Here is a 20,909-nt window from a genome sequence, read left to right on the forward strand (position 1 = left end):
TCAGCGCATGCTTCAGGTCCCGGCTGATCCCATCGCAGATAACACCAAGTTTCATGACTTTTTGGCCTCTTCGCGGTGGAGTTCAGCCCCGATGATCTCTTCTATGACCCGGGTACAGATCCAGTTGTCGCCGTTCGGATACCTGGTTTTCCCTGCATGGAAGACCTGCATCGCTGCCGCCGCGGTGTGCAACGGTACCCCAAGTTCTTCCCCAAGGTTCATCGAGATTGTCAGATCCTTGTGCATCGTGTTTATGTGGCTGCCCGTTCCCTCGAATTGACGGTCGATGATCTTTTGCAGCGCATTGTTGACGACCCCGCATCCGGCTGAGGATGTCGAAAAGACGTCAAGGATCACTTGCCCTGGCACACCCGCCTTGGCGGCCAAAGCCGCAGCCTCGAATGTCGCCGAGAACTGCGACCCGATCAGTGACTGCAGGCACGCCTTGACGGTTTGGCCATCGCCGGGTGCAGTACCGACGCGGTGAATGTTGGCTGAAACCGCCTCCATGACCGGGGCGAACTCATCGAGCACGCTCGCCGGCGCCGCCGCCATCATCGTCAGTGTTCCACCCTGTGCGCCAGGGAACCCACCTGAGACGGGCGTATCGATCAAATGGAGGCCCGAGCCTTCCATCATGTCGCCGATTTCACGGGCCTCCCGTGGCTTGATGGTCGCGCTCAGGATAATGGCGCTGCCCGGTGACATCGTCTGACACAAGCCTCCATCACCAAAAATGACGTCTTTCACCTGATCGCCGTTCATGACCATCACGTAGACTGCGTCCGTTCCGGCGCCCACTTCGCCCGCGTTCTGCGCAGCAGTCCCGCCCATGGCGACAAACGCTTTCATACGCTCGCCGGACAGATCGAAGCCTTTCGTTTCAAATCCGTTGGCAATCAGGTTCTTGGCCAGTCCGGACCCCATGTCTCCCAGTCCGATAACACCCGTTTTTTTCATGCATTTTTCTCCGGTTGCACGACAAGATCCTCTGGCAAAACGATAGTTTCACCAGCTCCTATGCGCGGGATTTCAAGCGATGGCAGATTAAACCTCCACCGCCGGGCGGGTCCGGAAGACACCCGCTGCCCATTAATCAATCAGCAGTCACGTCGCAGTTCGCACAGATCCTGCAAAAAACCTCGCCCGGTTTTGCAGCCAATTCGATGTCAATGTGAGCCGAGAATACAACGGCCCACTCAGAATGTTTCCTCCACAAACCCCCACGCAACGCGCAAATGCTCGATCAGGGCAGCCTCGGCGCGCGCCGGATCTCTTTCCAGTATGGCGTCGTAAATTTCCTTGTGAGCGAAATAGACCGTTTCGTTGCGTTCAATGGATCTCCTCATGCGCGCCCAGTTCGGCGAAAGCCACGAAGTGAACCCCTTGTGCATTGCCGGAAAAACCGGGTTGCCGCTTATCCGGTACAGAACGCCATGAAAGTCGATATCCGTCTGGAAGAATTCTTCTGAATTCGTGATCGAATTGCTGTTGGCAAGAAGTGCTGCCTTGAGATCCGAAATATGCTCCTTTGTCGCGTTCAGCGCCGCGTCTCGCACCAGGCCACGTTCGATAAACACCCGGCTTTGATAGAGATTCTGCACACCGGACGGCTCATTCAGCAGGTAGCGGACAATAGTTCCCGTCGCATTGATCAACGTCCCGTAGTCCGGTTTGCGCACAATCGGCCTGAACCTTGGGCGCAGCTCTATGAGGCCGCGGTTTGCAAGTGCGGAAATAGCTTCGCGAACGACCGTCCGGGACGTCCCGAACTCCTCCATGAGGTCGCGTTCCGGCGGCAGCGGCTTGTCGTTCTCCAACTCGCCACGCGTAATGCGCGCCTCCAGAGCAGACACGATTGCGTCTGCCGCACGTTTTGCGCTTCGTTGATCCGGAGTTTCGGAATTTGACAATTTGATTGTACCAAATTGGGGTTTGCCTCGACCAGCGATGCTACTTGCGAGGCTTGCCTGAGGCAAGTTTTTCTAAAAACTCGTCCAATTTTCACAAGAAAAATCCCTTTAAAACAGATATTTATCCAGCCATTTAAATCGATTTAGATAACTGAACGGCAAATGCCCTTGACTCACATTTCAAATCGCGCTCTGCTCAGCCAACTTGGTCGAACCAAAAAACTGTAATCGAATTGTTCTTGGCATCTTTGGGAGGGGTACCTTGACAACCATCGTCAGTGTATCCGTCAATCTGTTTCACATTCCGCTCGCCGAAATTCTGGTGGATGCCAAGCACGGCGATCATACCCATTTCGAATTGATTACGGCGACTGTCACACTTGCCGACGGCCGGGAGGGCACGGGCTATACCTATACGGGCGGTAAGGGCGGACATGCCATCGCCGCCATGATACGTCACGACCTCGCACCCATGTTGATTGGAAAAGCTCCTGACGATGTGGAAGCGATTTATGACGCCATGCAGTGGCATGTGCACTATGTCGCGCGTGGCGGCATAGCCTCTTTCGCGATTTCCGCGGTGGACATCGCCCTTTGGGATATCCGCGGCAAGACGGCCAATCAGCCGCTTTGGAAACTCGCTGGAGGCAAGGGGCGGACCTGCAATGCATATTGCGGCGGTATCGATCTGGGATTTTCCCTGCCCAAACTGCTAGACAGCATCCAGGGATATCTGGATCGCGGCTTTAACGGTGTGAAAATCAAGATCGGTCAGCCGACACTCGAACAAGATGTCGAGCGGGTCGCAGCCGTCCGCAAGTTGATCGGCCCCGATGTCACCTTCATGGTCGATGCCAATTATTCGATGAGCGTTGACGAAGCTGTCGCCGCGGCAAATGCATTCAGGCCATATGACATTTTCTGGTTTGAGGAACCGACCATTCCGGACGACTATCGGGGCTATGCGGCAATCGCCGAAATCATCGGCATTCCGCTCGCCATGGGCGAAAATCTTCACACTATTCATGAGTTCGGCTACGCATTGGAGCAGTCCAAACTCGGTTTCATACAGCCTGATGCTTCCAATTGCGGCGGAATTACCGGTTTCCTGCAGGTCGCCGAAATGGCCGCCGAATTCGGGGTTCCGGTTTGCAGTCACGGCATGCAGGAACTGCATGTCAGCCTTCTTGCCGGACTTGGAAGCAAAGGTTGGCTTGAAGTTCATTCATTTCCGATCGAACATTACACCAGGCGCCCTCTGGAAGTGAGAGACGCTTTGGCGATTGCACCGGACGAGCCGGGCATCGGAGTAACATTCGACTGGGAGAAACTGGAAGCAGAAGACCTGCTGTCCAGAGAGACGCGGGGAGCTGCTTGACCTGATCGCGGTGTAACTGCAGCAAGAAGGCCTTGCTGTCGTGACCGCCCGGGGAAACAACGTCGGAGGGGACTGAAGATCCGCCATCGCCTACGGGCGCGGCGGATGAAATGGCTGGAAAACCAGCGCATTGGGCCGGACGCTATTTTTGGCTGCCGGCCTTTGGAGCAACTTGGGAGGATAAAGAGTATGCTCAAGAAACTGACAAGAAACATGCTTGCAGGGGTCGCGACAGTCGGTCTTGCCATGTCCATGGGCACTGCGATCGATGCAAATGCCGCTGATGGCGACAAGACCAAACTGCGCATTCAAACGCACTTCTCGACGGAAACACTTTCCGGACAGATGGCGCAGGAATTCATTGATGACGTTTCCGCCATGTCCAACGGTGAAATCGAAATCGAGATGTTCTTTGCGTCTTCGGTTGTCAAGTCGGCAGAAACCTTCGATGCGGCAGCGACCGGCATTCTGGACTGCGACATGACCGGTGGTGCCTATCAGACTGGTAAAAACCCGGCCTTCCAGTTCGCCGGCGATCTGACCGGTGGCTATCAGAACCCCTATCAGCAATATGCCTGGCTGCTGCATGGCGGCGGTTACGACAAGCTGAACGAGCTCTACAACGCCAACAACATGGAGTTCATCGGCTGGTGGATCCCGGGACCGGAGTCCCTGTCTTCCACAAAGTCCTTCAAGGGCGTTGACGATCTGAAGAACTGGAAGTTCCGTTCACCTCCAGGCGTCATCACTCTGATCTTCGAAAAGCTCGGTGCATCGCCGATCGTGATGGACTTCAACGAAATCTTCACAGCGCTCGAAACAGGTATCATTGACGGCGCAGACGCCGCCAACATCACCAACAATGTCGGCCTCGGCCTCTATGACATCGCGACCGAAACCAACTACCCCGGTTTCCACTCGATGCCAGCCGACCACCTCGCCTGCCGTAAGGACGTCTGGGAAGCCATGCCGGATCACCACAAGGCGATCCTGAAAGTCGGCATGCAGGCTCTTGGCTTGAAAAACTCCACTATCAACGAAGTGAAGAATGCCCAGACAGCGAAAGAACTTCGCGAGAAAGGCATCAAGCTGAACACCTGGTCTGATGAGGATCTTGCCGTCTATCGCCAGGCTGTTCAGGATTCCTGGGTCGAGTTCGCGACAACCCCCGAATCCAAGGAGCTGCTGCAGAGCCACCTGGACTTCCTGCGTGAACTTGGCGCAATGCAGTAAGCCATAGCGCTCGTATGAAAAAAATGGCGGCAAGACCCGGTTCTTGCCGCCACTTTCAACTCCGCATCCGGCGTGTAAGATGAATTCCATTGTCTGTCGGTACGTGGGGCCAAAGCGAACTGCCAATTGAACCGGCAGGTCGCAGAAAAATTGCACCCCAGACACAATCAGCGTGGCAACTGTTGTGCGCGCCGTCGATGGGAACGAGGCAAACAATATGGTCAGGGCAACGATTGCGCATCGGTGTCTGTCTCCAGGGGGGAAATGATGGCGAAGCAAAAACCCGGCGGACTGCGGGAATGGGTGATTCCGGTCGCCTTCGCTATTTGTGCAGGTTGGGTCATCTGGCACGGCCCGGCCTATATTCTCGATTTCTTTCCTCACGAAAACGAAAGCATGACCGCTCAGATCACGGAGCTGCACGAGCGAAAGGATGTGTCTTCCGGCATGTCTGGCCTGTTCGGCGGCACCATGGATTTCATCGACTGGGCGGCCCTGTTGCTTCTTCCCGTCCTGCTGGTGGTCGGTATGCGCAGCGTCGTTCATGCCCAGATGGAGTACGCTGACTACACGCGATTTGACTATTTTGCGCTGTTCATCGGCCGTGTTGTCATGCTGCTGATCATCATCATGACACTGGTCATGCTGTACGAGGTATTCTTGCGCTATGTCATTGAAGCACCGACCAAATGGGCCAATGAACTGACGCTCTGGATCGCCGGATTCGTGTTCCTGCTGTCGGGCCTTTACGCGATGCAGCAGCGTTGTCACATCCGCATATTCATTCTCTATGACATCCTGCCGAGACCGCTGCGCCATGCCTGCGACATCATTTCGGTTGCCCTGATCTGCCTGTTCGCCTTCCTGCTGGTTTTCGGCAGTTACAATCAGGTGTTCGGCATCAAGTTCCATCGCTGGGAAATGTTCGGAACGGCGTTTGACCCACCGATCCCTGCAACGATCCAGCCGATGATCCTCATCGTCGTCGTGCTCGTCGCCCTGCAATCCGTTGCCAATCTGATTGCCGACTGGAACAAGCAACCTGCGGAAATGGAAGAGCCGGATATCATCGACGAAGAAGAGCTGGAAGCAATCAAGAAAAGCGTGGGTGCGAAATAATGGATGTCGGCACGATCTCAATAGTCCTGGTTTTAGGGCTCCTGTTTCTGCTCGGCATAGGCATGCCGCTTGGGTTTGCTTCCGCGATATTGGCCGCGTTGGTCATGATCATGAAGTTCGAGCCCACTCTTCTGACTGATCCGGCAAGTTTCGGCACGGGTCTGCTGACAAGCAATCCGGGCACAGGTCCTCTTTATCTTCTCACTCAGAAGATCTTCGACCTGATGACAGAATATGTCCTGATTTCGGTGCCCCTGTTCATATTCATGGCAGCGCTTCTGGAGCGCTCCGGCATCGCCAAGCAAATGTATGACAGTCTCGATTTCTGGCTGAGCCGGGCGCGCGGTGGTGTTGCCATCGTAACCTCCATAATGGCGGTGTTGATGGCGGCCATGTCCGGCATCATCGGTGGCGAGGTCGTGCTGCTGGGACTGATCGCCCTGCCCCAGATGCTGCGCCTCGGTTACAATCAGAACCTCGCAATCGGCACCATCTGTGCGTCCGGCTCGCTCGGCACGATGATCCCGCCATCGATTGTCCTGATCATTTACGGCCTGATCACGGAAACATCGATCAAGGCCCTGTTCACCGGTGCATTCATTCCGGGGTTCATGCTCGCCAGTTTCATCATGATTTACATCATCGTCCGGACCCAGCTGGACCCATCGCAGGCGCCACTGCCCGAACCTCGCGAAGGTGACCCCGAGGGTGGTGAAAAGCTCCTTATGTTCGGCGGATTCGTAAGCGTGGTCGCTACCGGTATCATGGCGGTACTGATCGCCTGGACTGCGTTCCTGACCGTGATGGGGCGGAACGATCCGAACGTCGAGGGTTTCGAAGCTCCCCTTGTAGGAATGACAAGTGACCTCCCCTGGCTTATCGGGATAGCAGTGATCGCCCTTGCGTTCATATTCCTGGTTGCAGGGCGGCAGAGAACCGCTTCCGGGTGGGAACATGGCAAGGGGCTTGTTCCGCCGCTGTTGGTCATCGGGATCGTCCTTGGATCGATCTATGGCGGTGTCACCGGGATCACCGAAGCTGCCGGCATGGGTGCGGTTGCTGTCTTCCTGATTGCCGTTTTCCGCGGCGAAGCGTCCGTTGACCTGCTCTGGGTCTCCATGATGCGCACGCTGCGTTCAACAGGCACCATCATCTGGGTGACAATCGGCGCAGCAACGCTCGCCGGTGCGTATACGCTTGCAGGCGGTCCAACTTATATTGCACAGCTCATCATCGGCGCAGATATGCCGTCCATGCTGGTGATCCTTACGATGATGGTGATCCTGCTGTTCATGGGTGCCTTCATGGACTGGGTCGGCATCGTGTTGCTCATCATTCCGGTGTTCCTGCCAATCGTGAAAAGACTGCCGATCGACGAAATCGGATTCATCGGCACATTGTCACCCCAGCATGTCGCAGTCTGGTTCGGGGTCCTGTTCTGCATGAACATGCAGGTCAGTTTCCTGTCGCCACCATTCGGACCCGCCGCGTTCTATCTGAAGTCGGTCGCTCCTGCGCATATCTCGCTGACTGATATTTTCCGCGGTTTTCTGCCGTTCATAGGGGTGCAGTTGGTCGCGCTCGCAGTTCTGCTGATCTGGCCGACAATCGTCACCCTGCTGCTCTGAGGACTGGAAAGATGCTGAAACAAAGCGATATCGATCTGTTTCAAAAGCAAGGCTATCTTGTCGTCGAGAATCTGTTGGACGACGTGGCATTGGAAAACATCCGCAGTGAATACAGTGCCTTGATGGACGAACTTTACGACGGCTGGCTGCAAGAGGGCAAAGTACCTGAAGCAGGCGCGGATATGGGGTTCTGGGACAAGCTGGACCATTGCTACAAAGGCGGTTTTGACTGGTACCAACCTTTCGATATCAGCCTTCCCCACGATGGCATCACGGACGAAACGCCCATGCATTTTGGTCCGGCCGTCTTCGCAATGGCGACACACCGGAACATCCTGGATTGCGTCGAAGCCCTCATCGGACCGGAGATTTCCTCCAATCCGATCCAGCATGTGCGTATCAAGCCGCCGCAGCGGGCGGTCGCGGCCTCCGAAAGCCGAGCCCACGTCGTTGCGACGGACTGGCATCAGGACCAGGGTGTCACGCTGCAGGAGGCTGACGACACCACGTTTGTCACCGTCTGGCTGGCAATCACGGATGCTACAGTTGAAAATGGTTGTTTGCAGGTCGCATCAGGTGCTTACGAGAAAATGCTGCCGCACTGCTCCAGATCCCAGGTCGGTATCGCCGAGAAGTTTCTGCCGAAGGACAACGCCACACCGGCGCCGGTGAAAGCCGGTGGCGCCATCATCTTTCATCCGTTGACACCACATGGTTCGCTTGCCAACAAGAGTGACAGCTATCGCTGGTCATTCGATCTGCGTTATCACGTGACCGGGCAACCTTCGGGAAGAAGCCATTTTCCGGAATTCGTCGCCCGTTCGCGAACCGACCCGGGGTCGGAATTGAAGGATTGGCGCCTCTGGAAACAAATGTGGGAAGACACGCGCCATCACCTGGCACATAGCACACATATTCCGCAGCATCGCTGGGGCAACGACGCACCCTATTGCGCCTGAACATTGCATGAAAAGAACTGCCCAGCCTGGAGTCGGGAATTGAGCCGGAATGATCCCATACGCCTTGTGGTCATCGGTGCGGGCCTTGTCGGTCAGCGCCATGCACGCCACGCCTTTTCCCATCAGGATTTCGACCTGGCCTGGATTGTCGATCCGAATGAAGCCAGACAGGAAATGGCGCAACAATTGGAGTGCCGGTGGGCAGCAAGTCTCGAAGACGTACCAGCAGGAGACTGCGATGCGGCAATCATCGCGACACCAAATGCCGATCACTTGCCGAGCGGTCTGACTTGCCTGGCCCGAAACTGGGCAACACTTGTTGAAAAACCCGTCGCCGAAACAATTGCAAGCGGTGAAAAGCTGGTCAGCGCTTTCGAGGTTGCAGGTCTCCCCCTGCTGGTTGGTCACCATCGCCGCTACCATCCCTCGTTTGACAAGGCCAACGAGATGATTTCCTCAGCGGCGCTTGGTCCGCTGATTTCAGCTTCACTGATCTGGGCGGTTCGGAAGCCTGACAGCTATTTCAAGGCCGGCGCCTGGCGCAGAGACAGTGACGGCGGCCCGCTTCTGATCAATTTCATTCATGAAGCGGACCTGATGCTTGGTCTCTTCGGACCTGTTGACGAAGTCCAGGCCATGGTTTCCAGCCACGCCCGCGGAAGCACGGTTGAAGACAGCGCGGCCATCCTTGTGCGTTTTGCCAGTGGAGTTATCGCGACCGTTATGCTGACGGACGCCGCGCTTTCTCCCTGGAGTTTTGAAGGCGCAAGCGGAGAGAACCCGACAATCGCGGAAACCGGCATTTCGTCCTGGCGCATCGGCTGCACGGCCGGCAGTTTCGAGTTTCCTGGCCTGCGTGTCTGGACCGATGCACAAGGTGACGAAGGTGATTGGTCCCGCCCCTTGAAAGATGAAACAATCGAGACGGCAAAAGTCGACCCGCTGCACGAACAACTCACTCATTTTGCACAGCTCATAAGAGGCCAGGTGGACAAGCCCAAGATCTCGGGTCGAGATGGTCTCGAGGCATTGCGCCTTGTGGAGGCGGTTCGCACCGCAGCCCGGACAGGTCAACCATATTTCGTCGATCAAACATTATCGACGTCAAACGCAGTTTGAAAAATCTAAAGTTGAGGAACTTCGAAATGACGAAACCGAAGATCGGATTTATCGGCATCGGACTTATGGGTGCCGCCATGTGCAATCGCCTGCTGGACCTTGGATATACGGTGACTGTGGTTGCCAACCGTTCGCGCGAACGGGTTGATGCCCTGGTATCGCGTGGGGCAAGCGAAGTGAAAACCGCGCGGGAAATAGCAGGGGCGAGCGATATCGTCATGCTTTGCATGGACACATCCGCCTCGGTCGAAAGCCGTATGTATGGTCCGGACGGTGTCATTGCCGGCCTTGGAAAGGATGCGATTGTCATCGATTTCGGGACCTCCCTGCCCGCGTCTACCAAGACCATCGGTGCCGCGGTTGCAGATGCCGGTGCGATCTATCTCGATTGTCCGATCGGGCGCACGCCTTCCCACGCCCTGGAGGGCAAACTCAATCTGATGTGCTCAGGCAATGCGGACGCCTATGCGCGTGTTGAACCTGTCCTGAAGGACCTCGGCGAAAATGTCTTTCACCTCGGAGACCTTGGAACGGGGCACACCGTAAAGCTGATCAACAATTTCTTCGCGCAGACCGTCGCCAACGGCATGGCCGAAGCGTTCGCAATGGCCGACAAATCTGGTGTCGACCGCCAGAAAGTCTATGATGTGATGGCGGCCGGTCCACTCCATTCCGGCATGATGGACTTTGTGAAGTCCTATGCGATCGACGGTGATCCGAACAAGCTCGCCTTTTCGATCAGGAACGCCCGAAAGGATGTGGGATATTATACCGACATGGCCGAGAGCCTTGGTGTTGATTCCCTGATGGCGAACGGCGCAAAGCAGGCGCTGGACATGTCGATTGCAGCCGGGCGGGGAGACGAGTTTGTTCCCTTGCAGGTCGATTTCTTCGTCGATCTTTTCAAGACCGGCAAGAAAGACTAGCCCGAAGGAGATGGCGCGATTTGCATCCAGGGCCATTGAGGACAAGCCATTTGCCGGCATCCTGCTGATACTGGTCACCTATCTTCTGTTTGCATGCATCGATACGAGCTCGAAGTGGCTGGGCATCCTGGGACTGGGTGCCCTGCAACTGTCCTTCATGCGGTATTTCGGGCATTTTGTAATTTCCATGGGACTGTTCGCAGCGAGCGAGTTCGACTTCAGACAGTTGCGCTGCGAAAAAATCTGGCTGGTTCTGCTGCGGGGAGCCCTTCTGACCGCATCCACTGTCTTCAACTTTGCAGCTCTTCGCTACCTTCCGCTGACCCTCACCTCGACCATTCTGTTTTCCGCGCCAATCATGGTCTGCGTTCTGTCCTGGCCCTTGTTGCGCGAGCGGGTCGGGTTGGTGCGCTGGTCGGCTGTTGCCCTCGGATTTGCAGGGGTGGCAATCGCCATCAAACCGTTTGATGACGAATTTCACGTCGCTGTTTTCATGTCACTGACGGCAGCTTTCTGCTTCGCACTCTATTCGGTACTGACCCGGAAGCTGGCCGGGGTCGTCGTACCGGACACGATGCAGTTCTATACCGGGCTTGTTGGCACGGTTGCACTGGCACCGTTCGCTATCGCCGAATGGCAGAACCCTGCAACCGGATTCCAGTGGAGTGTTCTGGTCGGACTGGGCGTTCTGGGCTGGGTAGGACACCAGTTCCTGACAAATGCCATGAGTTTCGCACCCGCCAACCTGCTCATGCCATTCGGCTATGTCTTCATTCTGTATCTGACGGTTTCCAGCTACCTTGTATTCGATCAATTGCCGGATCAATGGACCGTGGCTGGAGCCGCAATCATTGTGCTGTCCGGATTGATCATCTTTTACCGCGAAAGAATGCTCTACACCCGCCGGTCGCAATAGCCCGCAAATCCGACCGTCTCTCAAGGCAACAGGCTGCTCCAAGACCCTTGCAGGGTTCTGTTTCCCGGACCTGATCGACTTTGGCAGCTTGTGTCAGAACTACCGTCTATTTGACACCATTCACATTCAGGAAGATCGAGTAGAGCGAGCTCGTGCCGGCGATGAACAGGCGATTGAGCTTGGGGCCGCCGAAACAGACATTGCCGACCAGTTCCGGAATGCGAACCTTGCCGATAAGGACGCCATCGGGATTGAGACAATGCACGCCATCGGCCGCAGAACTCCAGACCCGGCCGTCGCAATCAAACCGGAAACCATCAAAAATGCCACTGGTGCAGGTCGCGAACACACTCCGGTTTTCCAGGGACTTTCCGTCAGCGCCGACCTTGATTTTTTCGATATGGGCAGGACCGTCTTCGTCATGCGTAATGCCTGTATCAGAGACAAACAGCCACTCCTCGTCGGCAGAAAAAGCCAGACCGTTCGGCTTGTAGAAGTCCCTGGCTACGACAGTGACATCTCCGGTTTCCGGATCGGCTCGATAGACGTGACACGCACCGATTTCGCTTTCTGCCCGCTCTCCTTCATAGTCCATCAAAATTCCGTAGGAAGGATCCGTGAACCACACGGACCCATCGGATTTGACAACCACGTCATTCGGCGAGTTCAGGCGCTTGCCGTTCCAGTGCGACGCGATCACCGATATCGACCCATCATGTTCCGTACGCGTGACGCGGCGTGTCAGATGCTCGCAGGTTACCAGGCGACCCTGGTTATCGACCGAGTTGCCATTGGCATTGTTGGAACCGGTCCGGTATTCCGAAACCGAGCCGTCGGTTTCATCCCAGCGCATTATGCGATTGTTCGGTATGTCCGACCAGACCAGGTAGCGCCCGGCGGGAAACCAGGCGGGCCCTTCCGACCAGCGTGCTCCGGTCCACAGGCGTTCAACCCGCGCATGCCCGACAAAACAGGCTTCAAATTCCGGCTCAATGACTTCGAAGCCGGTTCCTTCCAAAACGCCAAACATCATGTTTCCCGTTGCTTATCAAATGACCGTTGAGGGAATTCGGGCCTCGTCATACCCCACCCCTGCTTTTTCTTCCTGTTCCCCGGGTGCTCCGGGTCCGGGCCCCAGATCGCCTGGTAGGTATCCACCGCACATCCCCGCCGTTGCAGATAAACGGAAAAGCTCATCAGAACAGCCCACCAGGCAATCAGGAACAACCACATCCAGTTGGGCGCGTTCGCATTCCACAAGCCGGTCGCGATTGCCCCAACCATAAGCGCCAGTGCCAGGTACCCGCAACTTTTGTGAAAACGCTCGAAAAGCAGACGGCGAGGCGTCATGTCATAATGATCACCGCGCAGGGAACCGTCGGGATCCGGGTCGGTCGGACCACCCTTCGTCCCTCTGAAAATTCCTGACAGCCCCTGGATTGCGGCCAGGACAAGGACGGCGTAGCCGAAGAGACGATGCACAACCGCTGTCCCGCTGTTTTGCGGCGAGACCAAAACCAGGGTCAGCGCCACAACAGACAGAACGAGAACGAGTGTCTGCGTCATCCAGTGGCTTCGCCACCAGAGAGTGCTGTCCAGGTCGCGTGGCCAGTTCTGACCAGGGAGAACCTTGAAAAATCTGGCTATCATGACTGCTAGTGGCGCAAGTACGCCCCATCCGAGAACCATGAACCGGGCGTGCCATGACAATGCCATGCCGACTTCGTGCGGTCGCGCCGGATCAAGGGGGGATATCAGCCACTCCAGTATCATCCCTTCACGGCTCCGGCGGTCATGCCCGTAATGATCTGCTTCGACGCAACGAAAGTGAACAGGATCGGCGGAATGGCGAGCAGCATCCCCGTCGCCATGATGACACCCCAGTTGATGTCGTATTCCGTGATCGAATTGACGATCGTGACCGGCACCGTTCTGGTGGATCGGCCGGACAGGGCGTTGGCCAGCAGGAACTCATTCCAGGCAATGCGGAATGTGAAGATTGCAGCGGCAGCAAGACCCGGCTGGATGATCGGCAAGACAACCAGAAAGAAAACCTGAAACGGGTTGGCCCCGTCCATGCGCGCTGCTTCTTCCAGCTGTATGGGCACCTGCACGATGAAGCTCTGCAGGATCCAGATCACGAAAGGCAGGTTCATCGCCGTATAGATCAAAATGATCCCGGTGTAGGTCTGATCAAGCCCGTATTGAAACGTCCAGATTCCGAACACCGGCACCAGAAGAACCGCTGGCGGAACCATGCGCATCAGCAAAGTGGTCATCGAGACCGTTCCACGCCCCATAAAACGGAAGCGCACCAGCGCATAGGCAGCCATGCAGCCAATTGTCAGGGTCAACCCGGTCGAGATCAGTCCGACGATGAGCGAATTGACGAGTGCGCGCCCGAAGGTCGGATCGCAGTAGTCCACATGTGCCGGCTCGTACCAGAGAAAATTACAAAGGACTGTTTCGTAATTCTTGATGGTCGGCGAGAAGAAGAATGCCGGTACGGATACATCATAGACATCGACATTCGTCTTGAATGATGTAGCCAGCATCAGGGCGATCGGACCAACGCTCATGACCACCAGGGCGACGATCAACGCATAGAAAGCCGGGTTTTGGGTTTCCTTTTGAACAGCCATCAATCGGCATCCTTTTCAACAGCGGCACGTTGCCGGGCCAGCCGGGCTTCCTGAACACGGCTGTAGGCGAACATTCCGATGGTCAACACCATCAGCATCATCAGAAGGAGGTTGGACATGGCTGCAGCTTCGCCCAGTTCCTGAAACTCCTGCGCCGTACGGAAAATCCTGAGCGCAAGAATTTCCGTTGAAAGGCCTGGCCCACCGTTTGTGAGCACCAGGATAACTTCCAGCACCTTGAACGCATCGATAAGCCGCAACAAAAGCGTGACGATCAGAACCGGCATCATCAGGGGCAGCTTGATCATGACAATCTTCTGCCATTCGTTCGCACCGTCGATCTCGGCAGCCTCAAGAGCCGAGCGCGGCAGCGACTGCATGGCGGCCAGGGCCAGAATGAAAATGAAAGGTGTCCATTGCCAGACATCGGCGATCACAATGGCAATGAACGACCACGTGCTGTCGGAGAGCCAGGGAATTCCCTCGAAACCGAAATTTTTGAGCGTTCGATTGAAGATACCGACGGTCGGGTGATACATGTAGCGCCACATCAGGCCGACAACGATCGGTGCGATCATCATCGGCAGGATGAAAACCGTCCGAAGCATCGCCATGCCCTTGATGTTCCGGTCCAGCAGCAAGGCCAGACCAACGCCCAGCACCATTTCAAGCGTGACGACAATTGCGGCAAAACGAATTGTCACCCAGAAGCTTTCGCGGAAAGCCTCGTCCCCCCAAAGATTGACGTAGTTGCGAAATCCGATGAATTCCGCCTGTCCGATCCTCTGGCTAGGGCTCCAGTCCAGGAAACTCGCATAGATCATGTACCCGATCGGGTAGAGCAGCGCGAAGATCAGGATAATCCCTGCGGGCGCAAGAAACATGTATGGGGTCAGCCGGTTGGCCTTGATCGCAACGCTCATTGCGGATCGCTTTCAGTGAGATTGGGGAAGGCCCCGCGGCAATGCCGCGAGGCAGCGTTCGGACTTACTGGGTCCAGGTGTAGTACCCGGCATCGTCCATGATCGCCTGGGTGCGCTCGGCGACACCGTTCAAGGACTCTTGAACCGGCGCGTCCTCAACGATGATCTTGGACAAGGTGGTTCCCAGATCCGCATTGATCTTGCCCCAGACCGGGATGATCGGACGCCAGTCGGGGTCAGCATTCTTGAGGGCTTCACCGAAGGTTGCCATATGCGGGAACTTTTCATTCACATCGGCATCGGCATGGGTCGAATATCTTGACGGGTTTCCGCCAGCCATGGCGATCAGCTTGTCCGCTTTTTTCGACGTCAGCCACTGCATCAGCAGGAAGGCTGCGTCCTTGTTCTGGGCGTTCTTCGGAATACCGATGCCGAAGCCACCCGTCTGGGAGCCTGCCCGTTCACCAACCGGATGCGGCGCCCACTCGACGAGACCAACCACCTTGGACTTGTCAGGATTGTTGACCTGGCCAGCAAAGACCGTGGAGTCGAGGAACATCGCGGAATTGCCCTGCAGGAAGGATGCACCGGCTTCCGCGAAGCCGAAGGTCTTGGAACCTTCCGCACCGCAATTCACGATTTTCTTGAGCGCTTCGGCAGCTTCGACACCGGCTTCGTTGTTGACGATCGGTTTCCACTCATCGTCGAAAATCCGGCCCCCGAGAGGTGCAAGATGAAGGAGAAACGCATGGCTGGCGTGATGGCCCGATGCAGCACGAGACGCCAGACCACCCATTCCAGGCTCGAGTTCGGGGATCAGGCAAACCAGTTCAAGCAGCTCGTCATAGGTCTCCGGGACCTTCAGGTCGTGCTTGTCGAAGATATCCTTGCGGTATCCCAGGATGGATGTCTCGGATCCGAACGGCAATCCGAAAAGCGAGCCGGTTGGTCCTGGCAGATACCCTTTCTTGCCTCCGGCAACGCCGATATTGGCGACATATCCGTCGATCAGGTCTTCAGCCTCATAGTTCGGATCGGCCAGCTTCGGGTTCATGAAAAACCGAGCGAGATTTTCCAGCTGGTCGGCATAGACGTAGTCCGCCTTGGAAAAGACCACATAGGCAATCAGGTCATAATCGCCACGGTTCTTGGTCAGTTCGAGGGTCTGACGCTCGCGCATCTTGAGATACTGAAGCTGATCAACCTCAACCCGGATACCGGTTTCCTTGGTGAACTCCGGCAGGACTTTCATGACCGCATCGAAATGCGGATGCGCCGGGAAATTGACAACCAGCGTCTCACCGGCAAACTCCTCATAGGGATTGGCAAGGGCGGCCGTGGCCCCCAGAGCAAGCCCCGCGACAGCACAAACCGTCGACTTCAGATATTTCAGCATTCATTCCTCCCTTAACAGCAAGGTTCAGATCACCTGATGGCAACCTCCGTTTCGCGGTCGAACATGTGAATGCCCTCCCTGTTGACCGCAAATCTCAATGTTTCGCCCAGGGCAATAGGCGTTTCGGACTTCAGCTCGACCTCGACTTTCTGACCGCCGCAATCGCAGAGAAGAACTGACTGTGCACCGATGTATTCGGAGACAATCACCCGCAGATCGACGGCTTCCTGGTCGGAAGCATCGGGACTGAAGTGCAAATCGGATGGCCGGATCCCGAGCGTCACCGCATTCGAGGTTTTAGACGCGGCGGCCGCCGCCTTCTCTGCCGGCAAGGCCAGCTCAAAACCCTTGCCGCGTACGACAGGCTGTCCCGAGAGATCCTGGATTTCGGCTTCCAGAAAATTCATCGGCGGTGAGCCGAGAAAACCGGCGACAAACTTGTTCGCGGGCCGCTTGAACAGTTCTTCAGGCGTCCCCTGCTGCTGGATATAGCCGCCATGCATCACCACGATCCGGTCGCCCAGTGTCATGGCCTCGATCTGGTCATGGGTCACGTAGATCATGTTCTTGCGGACTTTCTGGCGCATCAGCGCCAGCTCTGCCCGCATCTGGCCGCGTAGTTTCGCGTCAAGGTTCGACAGCGGTTCATCGAACAGGAATGTGCCCGCATCCCTGGTCAGGGCGCGTCCCATCGCAACCCTCTGCCGCTGTCCGCCGGAAAGCTCCCCCGGCTTGCGGTGCAGAAAGTCTGTCAGGCCGAGCATTTCGGCGACGTTGCCAACCTTCTCATCAATTTCCTTTTTCGGCCTGCGCTGCAGACGGAGTGCAAATGACATGTTTCTGGCAACGTTCATATGCGGATAGAGAGCATAATCCTGAAACACCATCGCCAGGTCGCGAGCCTTCGGTTCCAGATTGCTGACCGGCCGATCGTTGATGAAGATCTCCCCATCGCTAACGGTTTCCAGGCCTGCGATCATCCGCAGCGTCGTGGATTTACCACAGCCGGATGGTCCCACGAGCACCGTGAACTCGTTTTCATCCATATCCAGATTGATCCCGTGCAGCACCTCCACATCGCCGTAGCGCTTTACGAGGTTCTCAAGTCGGATACGCGGCATTTCCCCTCCCGGAGCGTCCAGATTTGACGCACGTCTCTGTTGTGACCGGTCACACACTATACATGTTACCGGTCACATTATCAGATATGTTATCGATAACAAGAAAATTTTTCTTTCAAGGTCAAAAATTCATTCAGGAAATGGATGTCAGGTGCTTTGCCTGAATTCTATCTCGGCGGGAACGTGAATATGGCGAGGTTGATCCGAACCCGCCAGGTCCGAACGAAACAGTGTCTTGAGCAGTTTTCCGGTCTCGCTTCCGATCCGGACCGGATCGACAACAACCGTTGAAAGTTTCGGCACAGCATATCTGGACACTTCGAAATTCCCGAAGCCGGCAACAGCGATATCACCTGGAATGGCGTAGCCTTCTGAAATGAGCCGGCTCTGGACACCGAAAGCGGCTACATCCGACACGCAAAACACACAATCCGTGTCCGGAAAGTCGGCAAGAAGCTGCGCTACGGCTTCCGATCCACTGTCGATTGTCAGCGGCGGAATACCATAGCGGATCATCCGGTGCGCAGACAGACCGGCGTCCCGCATCGCCTGGAGAAACCCGTTCCGCCTGGCCGCGCCGCGCGTCCAGTCGTCCTGCCCTTCCCCGAGAAACGCAATCCGGCTGTAGCCTTCATCGATAAGTCTCTGTGTCATCTGCCGCGCTGCGTCGAAGTTCGAGAAACCGACCGTGTGTTCGATCGGATCCGCAGGCGTTTCCCATATCTCGATGACCGGAACATTCGCGTCCCGCATGAGCTCGATAGTTCTGTCCGTATGCCCGTCGTATGACAGGACTATCGCCTCCGGACGACGTCTGAGCATCGTCTCCAGAATTTCTTCTTCACGCTCTGCGGAGTAATCGGTGTGGCCGAGAAGAATCTGCAAACCGATTTCCTCAAGCTCTTCGGTAAGAGATTGTACGGTCAGGGCAAAATGGAGATTGTTCAGCGAAGGCAGGAGTGTGGCGACAAAACCGGACTTCCGGGTTGTGAGGCTGCCCGCCATCTGATCCGGAACGTAGTTCATTTCCCGCACGACTTTGAGAATATGCTCCCGCGTTCTAAGCGAGACAGGACTGTCCTTGCGCAGGGCCCGGGAGACCGTCATTCGGGAAACACCGGCTGCCTTTGCGACATCCCGCATTGTAACCGGCCCCTGTTTTCCGCCGTCCTTGGCCAAATTCGATCCCTTCGCAAACAGCCCAGGCAGGCAGCAAATCGCGCTACCGGCGAAAAGTATGCCGGTAGCGCTTCTTTTAGCACTGTCTGTCAATCCGTCCACGGTGCAAGCCGCACATGGACGGCCTCAGACAGGAAGCCCTTCTATCTTTCGAGAGCGCCAACACCCGAGAAACGGAAGGCTTCGGTCTGAAGTGCATCAAGTTCTTCCGCGCTCATCTGGTCATGAGCGACTGTGATACGACCCAGGAAGACGAGAGGCAATTCATCAGCCCTGTTTTCCAGATCCGCCTTGATGGCCTCTGCGGTGGCAGCACCAACGTCATCACCCATGCGCATTGGCGTTGCATCCAGTTCGCCGCGGCGAATAGCGTCCAGCTCCAGTCCGGTACCGCCCCAGCCAGTCGAAAAGACTTCCTTTTCCTTTCCGACTGCAACCTGTGCCTCAACACTGCCCATGGCCATGGCCGTGTTGGCATTGTGGATGATCGTTGCTTCCGGATAAGCCTGCAGGATCAGGCTGGTACCCTCATAGCCACCTTCACGCTGGTATTCGCCATAGTGCTCATAGGCGACTTTCCAGTCGCCCTTTTCCATGACGCAGTCCTTGAAGTCACCCGAACGCTGGTTGTCGGTGATGCCCGGGATACCGCGGTTCATCGCCATCGTGATGCCATTTCCAAGACGCTCCAGCATGTAGTCGCACATGACAAGCGCACCGGCAGCCGACGAGAAGTCGAACCAGACATCAGGCTGGTTCTTCAGATCCTTGAGCGGCGTATGAAAGGCCCAGACATAGGTCGTGAAGTCATCATTGCCTGCCAGCTTGTCGATATTGTCCGCCTGGATGGCAAGCTCCGAAGGTCCGAAGATCACGTAGTCGTAGATGTCACCATCCTGCAGCACCTGGTTGGCGTAGGTCGATTGCAGCGAGTGCTCGATCTGACGGCTGGCAAACTCGGTGGTATTGTACTTGATACCGAGTTCGTCGAGGCGTTTTGTCATCGCAAGATAGTTGCGGGCCCAGAAGTCCGATGTATCGGCGGACGGATAGATCAGGGCGATCTCAACCGGCTTGTCCTGGGTTCCGGAGAACGCCACGCCTTCCCCACCCACAACAGCCTGCAGGGCTTCAAGTTTTCCTTCGGCATTGACTTCACCCGGCACCCAGTAGTCCCTGTCGGCGTGACCGGGCATCTCTTTCAGGGGCAGATTGCCCTGAGCCAGAGCGCTGGTGCCTGTAAGCATCAGTATGCAAAGCGTCGATTTAAGCAGTTTCATCACTAATTCCTCCCTATTGATGAAGTCCGCGCTTAGAGGACTCAGCCGCTGGCGACAGGATTGCCGGCGAGCAGAGTTCCAATGAGAAGCAAGAGAGCCAGAGCGGCGATCAGGCCGCCCGACAGGCGCAGTAGCCGCAAGCTTTCCGGCGTTTTCAGGCCGGCAAGCAGGCCCTTTGCGCCATCACGGTCTTTTTTCTGCAACCAGGTATAGAGTGCGACCGAAGATACGATCACCACGCCGGACGCGACTGACTGCCAGAAGAACTCGATCCGCAATGTCACCAGTGCGTTGATCATCATGGACAGAAGCAGCACACCGGCGAGCGAACCGAGCATCGATGCACGCCCGCCGAAAAGCGACGTTCCGCCGACCACAACCGCGGCAATGACATGCAGATTGAAATACGGTGCTGATGTCGCCTGGATCGCATTGAGTTTGCCTGTCAGCATCACGCCGGCAAGGGCCGCCGACGCACCCATCAGCACATAGGCGTAGATCTTGTAGCGATCGACCGCGATCCCGGTCATTTCGGCGGCTTCCGGATTGGAACCGATCGCAACCGTGTAGCGGCCGAAATAGGTCTTCTTCAGCAGCCAGTACCCGAGAACCATCGTGAACAGGCCGATCACCACCGGAAGCGGAATGAATCCGGGGATCTGCCCGCGACCGATATCCGTCATGATTTCAGGAAAGCGAGCCAGCACCAGACCTTTTGCGATGACCAGTGCGAACCCGCGGTAGACCAGGTCCATAGCAAGCGTTCCGATCAGGTCCGGCACCTTGAACTTGGTGATCACCAGACCGTTGATCAGTCCGAACACGGCGCCAAGCAAAAGCGCGATTGCGATCGCGACCGGTGCGGAAAATCCGTATTGCTTGATCAGAAACGCCATGATGATCGACGACAACGCCGCAACGGAGCCGATCGACAGGTCGATACCGCGCTGGGTAATGACAAAGGTCATTGCCATCGCCATCGGCATGTAAAGCGCTGCATCCAGTAGAATGAGATTAAGGTTCGACAGGCGGAAATAGCGTGCCGGTTCGGCAATCCCCATGAACAGAAGGATTGCAAGGATCATGACCATCGGGCCGATGATGGCCAGGAAGGGTTCGATCCGGTCGGAAAGTTTCATCGGTCCGTCCGATTGTTTTGCGGTTGCCATCTGTGCCC

The 20,909-nt window shown here is 56.3% G+C and carries 19 protein-coding genes; 8 read left to right on the forward strand and 11 right to left on the reverse strand.

The window, feature by feature from the left end; all coding sequences use genetic code 11:
- Positions 1-51: 51 nt before the first annotated feature.
- Both LA5095_RS16845 and LA5095_RS16850 read right to left on the reverse strand, forming a co-directional pair.
- Positions 52-960, reverse strand: coding sequence for an NAD(P)-dependent oxidoreductase (locus LA5095_RS16845; RefSeq protein WP_055117044.1), 909 nt, complete (start codon positions 958-960; stop codon positions 52-54).
- Positions 961-1,199: 239 nt separating this feature from the next.
- Complete coding sequence (locus tag LA5095_RS16850; protein ID WP_235808867.1) at positions 1,200-1,856, reverse strand: FCD domain-containing protein; 657 nt, start codon at positions 1,854-1,856, stop codon at positions 1,200-1,202.
- Between the two features lie 319 nt (positions 1,857-2,175).
- On the opposite strand from LA5095_RS16850, the gene LA5095_RS16855 reads away from it, so the two are divergent.
- The 8 genes from LA5095_RS16855 (at position 2,176) to LA5095_RS16890 (ending at position 11,191) form a co-directional block, all read left to right on the forward strand.
- A complete protein-coding gene (locus LA5095_RS16855; protein WP_055117965.1) occupies positions 2,176-3,291 on the forward strand; it encodes a mandelate racemase/muconate lactonizing enzyme family protein in 1,116 nt (371 codons plus the stop codon).
- A gap of 189 nt (positions 3,292-3,480) precedes the next feature.
- Complete coding sequence (locus LA5095_RS16860; protein ID WP_055117046.1) at positions 3,481-4,524, forward strand: TRAP transporter substrate-binding protein; 1,044 nt, start codon at positions 3,481-3,483, stop codon at positions 4,522-4,524.
- Positions 4,525-4,791: 267 nt separating this feature from the next.
- Positions 4,792-5,643 (forward strand): TRAP transporter small permease subunit, encoded by an 852-nt coding sequence (locus LA5095_RS16865; RefSeq protein ID WP_055117967.1) that lies wholly within the window; start codon positions 4,792-4,794, stop codon positions 5,641-5,643.
- Complete coding sequence (locus LA5095_RS16870; RefSeq protein WP_055117048.1) at positions 5,643-7,271, forward strand: TRAP transporter large permease; 1,629 nt, start codon at positions 5,643-5,645, stop codon at positions 7,269-7,271. Before LA5095_RS16865 ends, LA5095_RS16870 begins: the two co-directional genes overlap by 1 nt.
- Positions 7,272-7,282: 11 nt before the next feature.
- Positions 7,283-8,230 (forward strand): phytanoyl-CoA dioxygenase family protein, encoded by a 948-nt coding sequence (locus LA5095_RS16875; protein ID WP_055117050.1) that lies wholly within the window; start codon positions 7,283-7,285, stop codon positions 8,228-8,230.
- Between the two features lie 39 nt (positions 8,231-8,269).
- Positions 8,270-9,349, forward strand: a complete 1,080-nt coding sequence (locus LA5095_RS16880) for a Gfo/Idh/MocA family protein (protein ID WP_055117051.1) — start codon at positions 8,270-8,272, stop codon at positions 9,347-9,349.
- 26 nt (positions 9,350-9,375) lie between these two features.
- Positions 9,376-10,275, forward strand: a complete 900-nt coding sequence (locus LA5095_RS16885) for an NAD(P)-dependent oxidoreductase (RefSeq protein WP_055117053.1) — start codon at positions 9,376-9,378, stop codon at positions 10,273-10,275.
- A 10-nt stretch (positions 10,276-10,285) separates the two neighbouring features.
- Positions 10,286-11,191, forward strand: a complete 906-nt coding sequence (locus LA5095_RS16890) for a DMT family transporter (RefSeq protein WP_055117055.1) — start codon at positions 10,286-10,288, stop codon at positions 11,189-11,191.
- A gap of 106 nt (positions 11,192-11,297) precedes the next feature.
- Here the strand turns inward: LA5095_RS16890 and LA5095_RS16895 are convergent, their stop codons facing one another.
- From LA5095_RS16895 to LA5095_RS16935, 9 genes are all read right to left on the reverse strand, one after another.
- A complete protein-coding gene (locus LA5095_RS16895; protein WP_055117970.1) occupies positions 11,298-12,221 on the reverse strand; it encodes an SMP-30/gluconolactonase/LRE family protein in 924 nt (307 codons plus the stop codon).
- Positions 12,221-12,964, reverse strand: a complete 744-nt coding sequence (locus tag LA5095_RS16900) for a cytochrome b561 domain-containing protein (protein ID WP_199485839.1) — start codon at positions 12,962-12,964, stop codon at positions 12,221-12,223. The genes LA5095_RS16895 and LA5095_RS16900 overlap by 1 nt, the downstream gene beginning before the upstream one ends.
- Positions 12,961-13,833: a carbohydrate ABC transporter permease gene (locus LA5095_RS16905; protein ID WP_029063215.1), complete on the reverse strand. Its 873-nt coding sequence runs from the start codon at positions 13,831-13,833 to the stop codon at positions 12,961-12,963. The genes LA5095_RS16900 and LA5095_RS16905 overlap by 4 nt, the downstream gene beginning before the upstream one ends.
- Positions 13,833-14,756: a carbohydrate ABC transporter permease gene (locus tag LA5095_RS16910; RefSeq protein WP_055117057.1), complete on the reverse strand. Its 924-nt coding sequence runs from the start codon at positions 14,754-14,756 to the stop codon at positions 13,833-13,835. Before LA5095_RS16910 ends, LA5095_RS16905 begins: the two co-directional genes overlap by 1 nt.
- 64 nt (positions 14,757-14,820) lie before the next feature.
- Positions 14,821-16,152 carry an extracellular solute-binding protein gene (locus LA5095_RS16915; protein WP_055117060.1) on the reverse strand — a complete coding sequence of 444 codons (1,332 nt, stop codon included), beginning with the start codon at positions 16,150-16,152 and terminating at the stop codon, positions 14,821-14,823.
- Positions 16,153-16,181: 29 nt separating this feature from the next.
- Positions 16,182-17,273 carry an ABC transporter ATP-binding protein gene (locus tag LA5095_RS16920; protein WP_055117062.1) on the reverse strand — a complete coding sequence of 364 codons (1,092 nt, stop codon included), beginning with the start codon at positions 17,271-17,273 and terminating at the stop codon, positions 16,182-16,184.
- Between the two features lie 147 nt (positions 17,274-17,420).
- Entirely contained in the window at positions 17,421-18,416 is a 996-nt protein-coding gene (locus LA5095_RS16925) for a LacI family DNA-binding transcriptional regulator (protein WP_055117974.1), read from the reverse strand.
- Positions 18,417-18,595: 179 nt separating this feature from the next.
- A complete protein-coding gene (locus tag LA5095_RS16930; RefSeq protein ID WP_196877435.1) occupies positions 18,596-19,732 on the reverse strand; it encodes a substrate-binding domain-containing protein in 1,137 nt (378 codons plus the stop codon).
- A gap of 41 nt (positions 19,733-19,773) precedes the next feature.
- Entirely contained in the window at positions 19,774-20,901 is a 1,128-nt protein-coding gene (locus tag LA5095_RS16935; RefSeq protein WP_055117064.1) for an ABC transporter permease, read from the reverse strand.
- Positions 20,902-20,909 lie beyond the last annotated feature (8 nt).

It is taken from the genome of Roseibium album (assembly GCF_001404515.1).
Classification (GTDB): Bacteria; Pseudomonadota; Alphaproteobacteria; order Rhizobiales; family Stappiaceae; genus Roseibium; species Roseibium album.

Bases quoted from the DNA above. Each gene is read 5' to 3' on its own strand.
- LA5095_RS16845 (WP_055117044.1), bottom strand. From the start codon at position 960: ATGAAAAAAACGGGTGTTATCGGACTGGGAGACATGGGGTCCGGACTG.
- LA5095_RS16860 (WP_055117046.1), top strand. From the start codon at position 3,481: ATGCTCAAGAAACTGACAAGAAACATGCTTGCAGGGGTCGCGACAGTC.
- LA5095_RS16865 (WP_055117967.1), top strand. From the start codon at position 4,792: ATGGCGAAGCAAAAACCCGGCGGACTGCGGGAATGGGTGATTCCGGTC.
- LA5095_RS16870 (WP_055117048.1), top strand. From the start codon at position 5,643: ATGGATGTCGGCACGATCTCAATAGTCCTGGTTTTAGGGCTCCTGTTT.
- LA5095_RS16875 (WP_055117050.1), top strand. From the start codon at position 7,283: ATGCTGAAACAAAGCGATATCGATCTGTTTCAAAAGCAAGGCTATCTT.
- LA5095_RS16885 (WP_055117053.1), top strand. From the start codon at position 9,376: ATGACGAAACCGAAGATCGGATTTATCGGCATCGGACTTATGGGTGCC.
- LA5095_RS16890 (WP_055117055.1), top strand. From the start codon at position 10,286: ATGGCGCGATTTGCATCCAGGGCCATTGAGGACAAGCCATTTGCCGGC.
- LA5095_RS16895 (WP_055117970.1), bottom strand. From the start codon at position 12,221: ATGTTTGGCGTTTTGGAAGGAACCGGCTTCGAAGTCATTGAGCCGGAA.
- LA5095_RS16900 (WP_199485839.1), bottom strand. From the start codon at position 12,964: ATGATACTGGAGTGGCTGATATCCCCCCTTGATCCGGCGCGACCGCAC.
- LA5095_RS16905 (WP_029063215.1), bottom strand. From the start codon at position 13,833: ATGGCTGTTCAAAAGGAAACCCAAAACCCGGCTTTCTATGCGTTGATC.
- LA5095_RS16910 (WP_055117057.1), bottom strand. From the start codon at position 14,756: ATGAGCGTTGCGATCAAGGCCAACCGGCTGACCCCATACATGTTTCTT.
- LA5095_RS16915 (WP_055117060.1), bottom strand. From the start codon at position 16,152: ATGCTGAAATATCTGAAGTCGACGGTTTGTGCTGTCGCGGGGCTTGCT.
- LA5095_RS16920 (WP_055117062.1), bottom strand. From the start codon at position 17,273: ATGCCGCGTATCCGACTTGAGAACCTCGTAAAGCGCTACGGCGATGTG.
- LA5095_RS16925 (WP_055117974.1), bottom strand. From the start codon at position 18,416: ATGCGGGATGTCGCAAAGGCAGCCGGTGTTTCCCGAATGACGGTCTCC.
- LA5095_RS16930 (WP_196877435.1), bottom strand. From the start codon at position 19,732: ATGAAACTGCTTAAATCGACGCTTTGCATACTGATGCTTACAGGCACC.
- LA5095_RS16935 (WP_055117064.1), bottom strand. From the start codon at position 20,901: ATGGCAACCGCAAAACAATCGGACGGACCGATGAAACTTTCCGACCGG.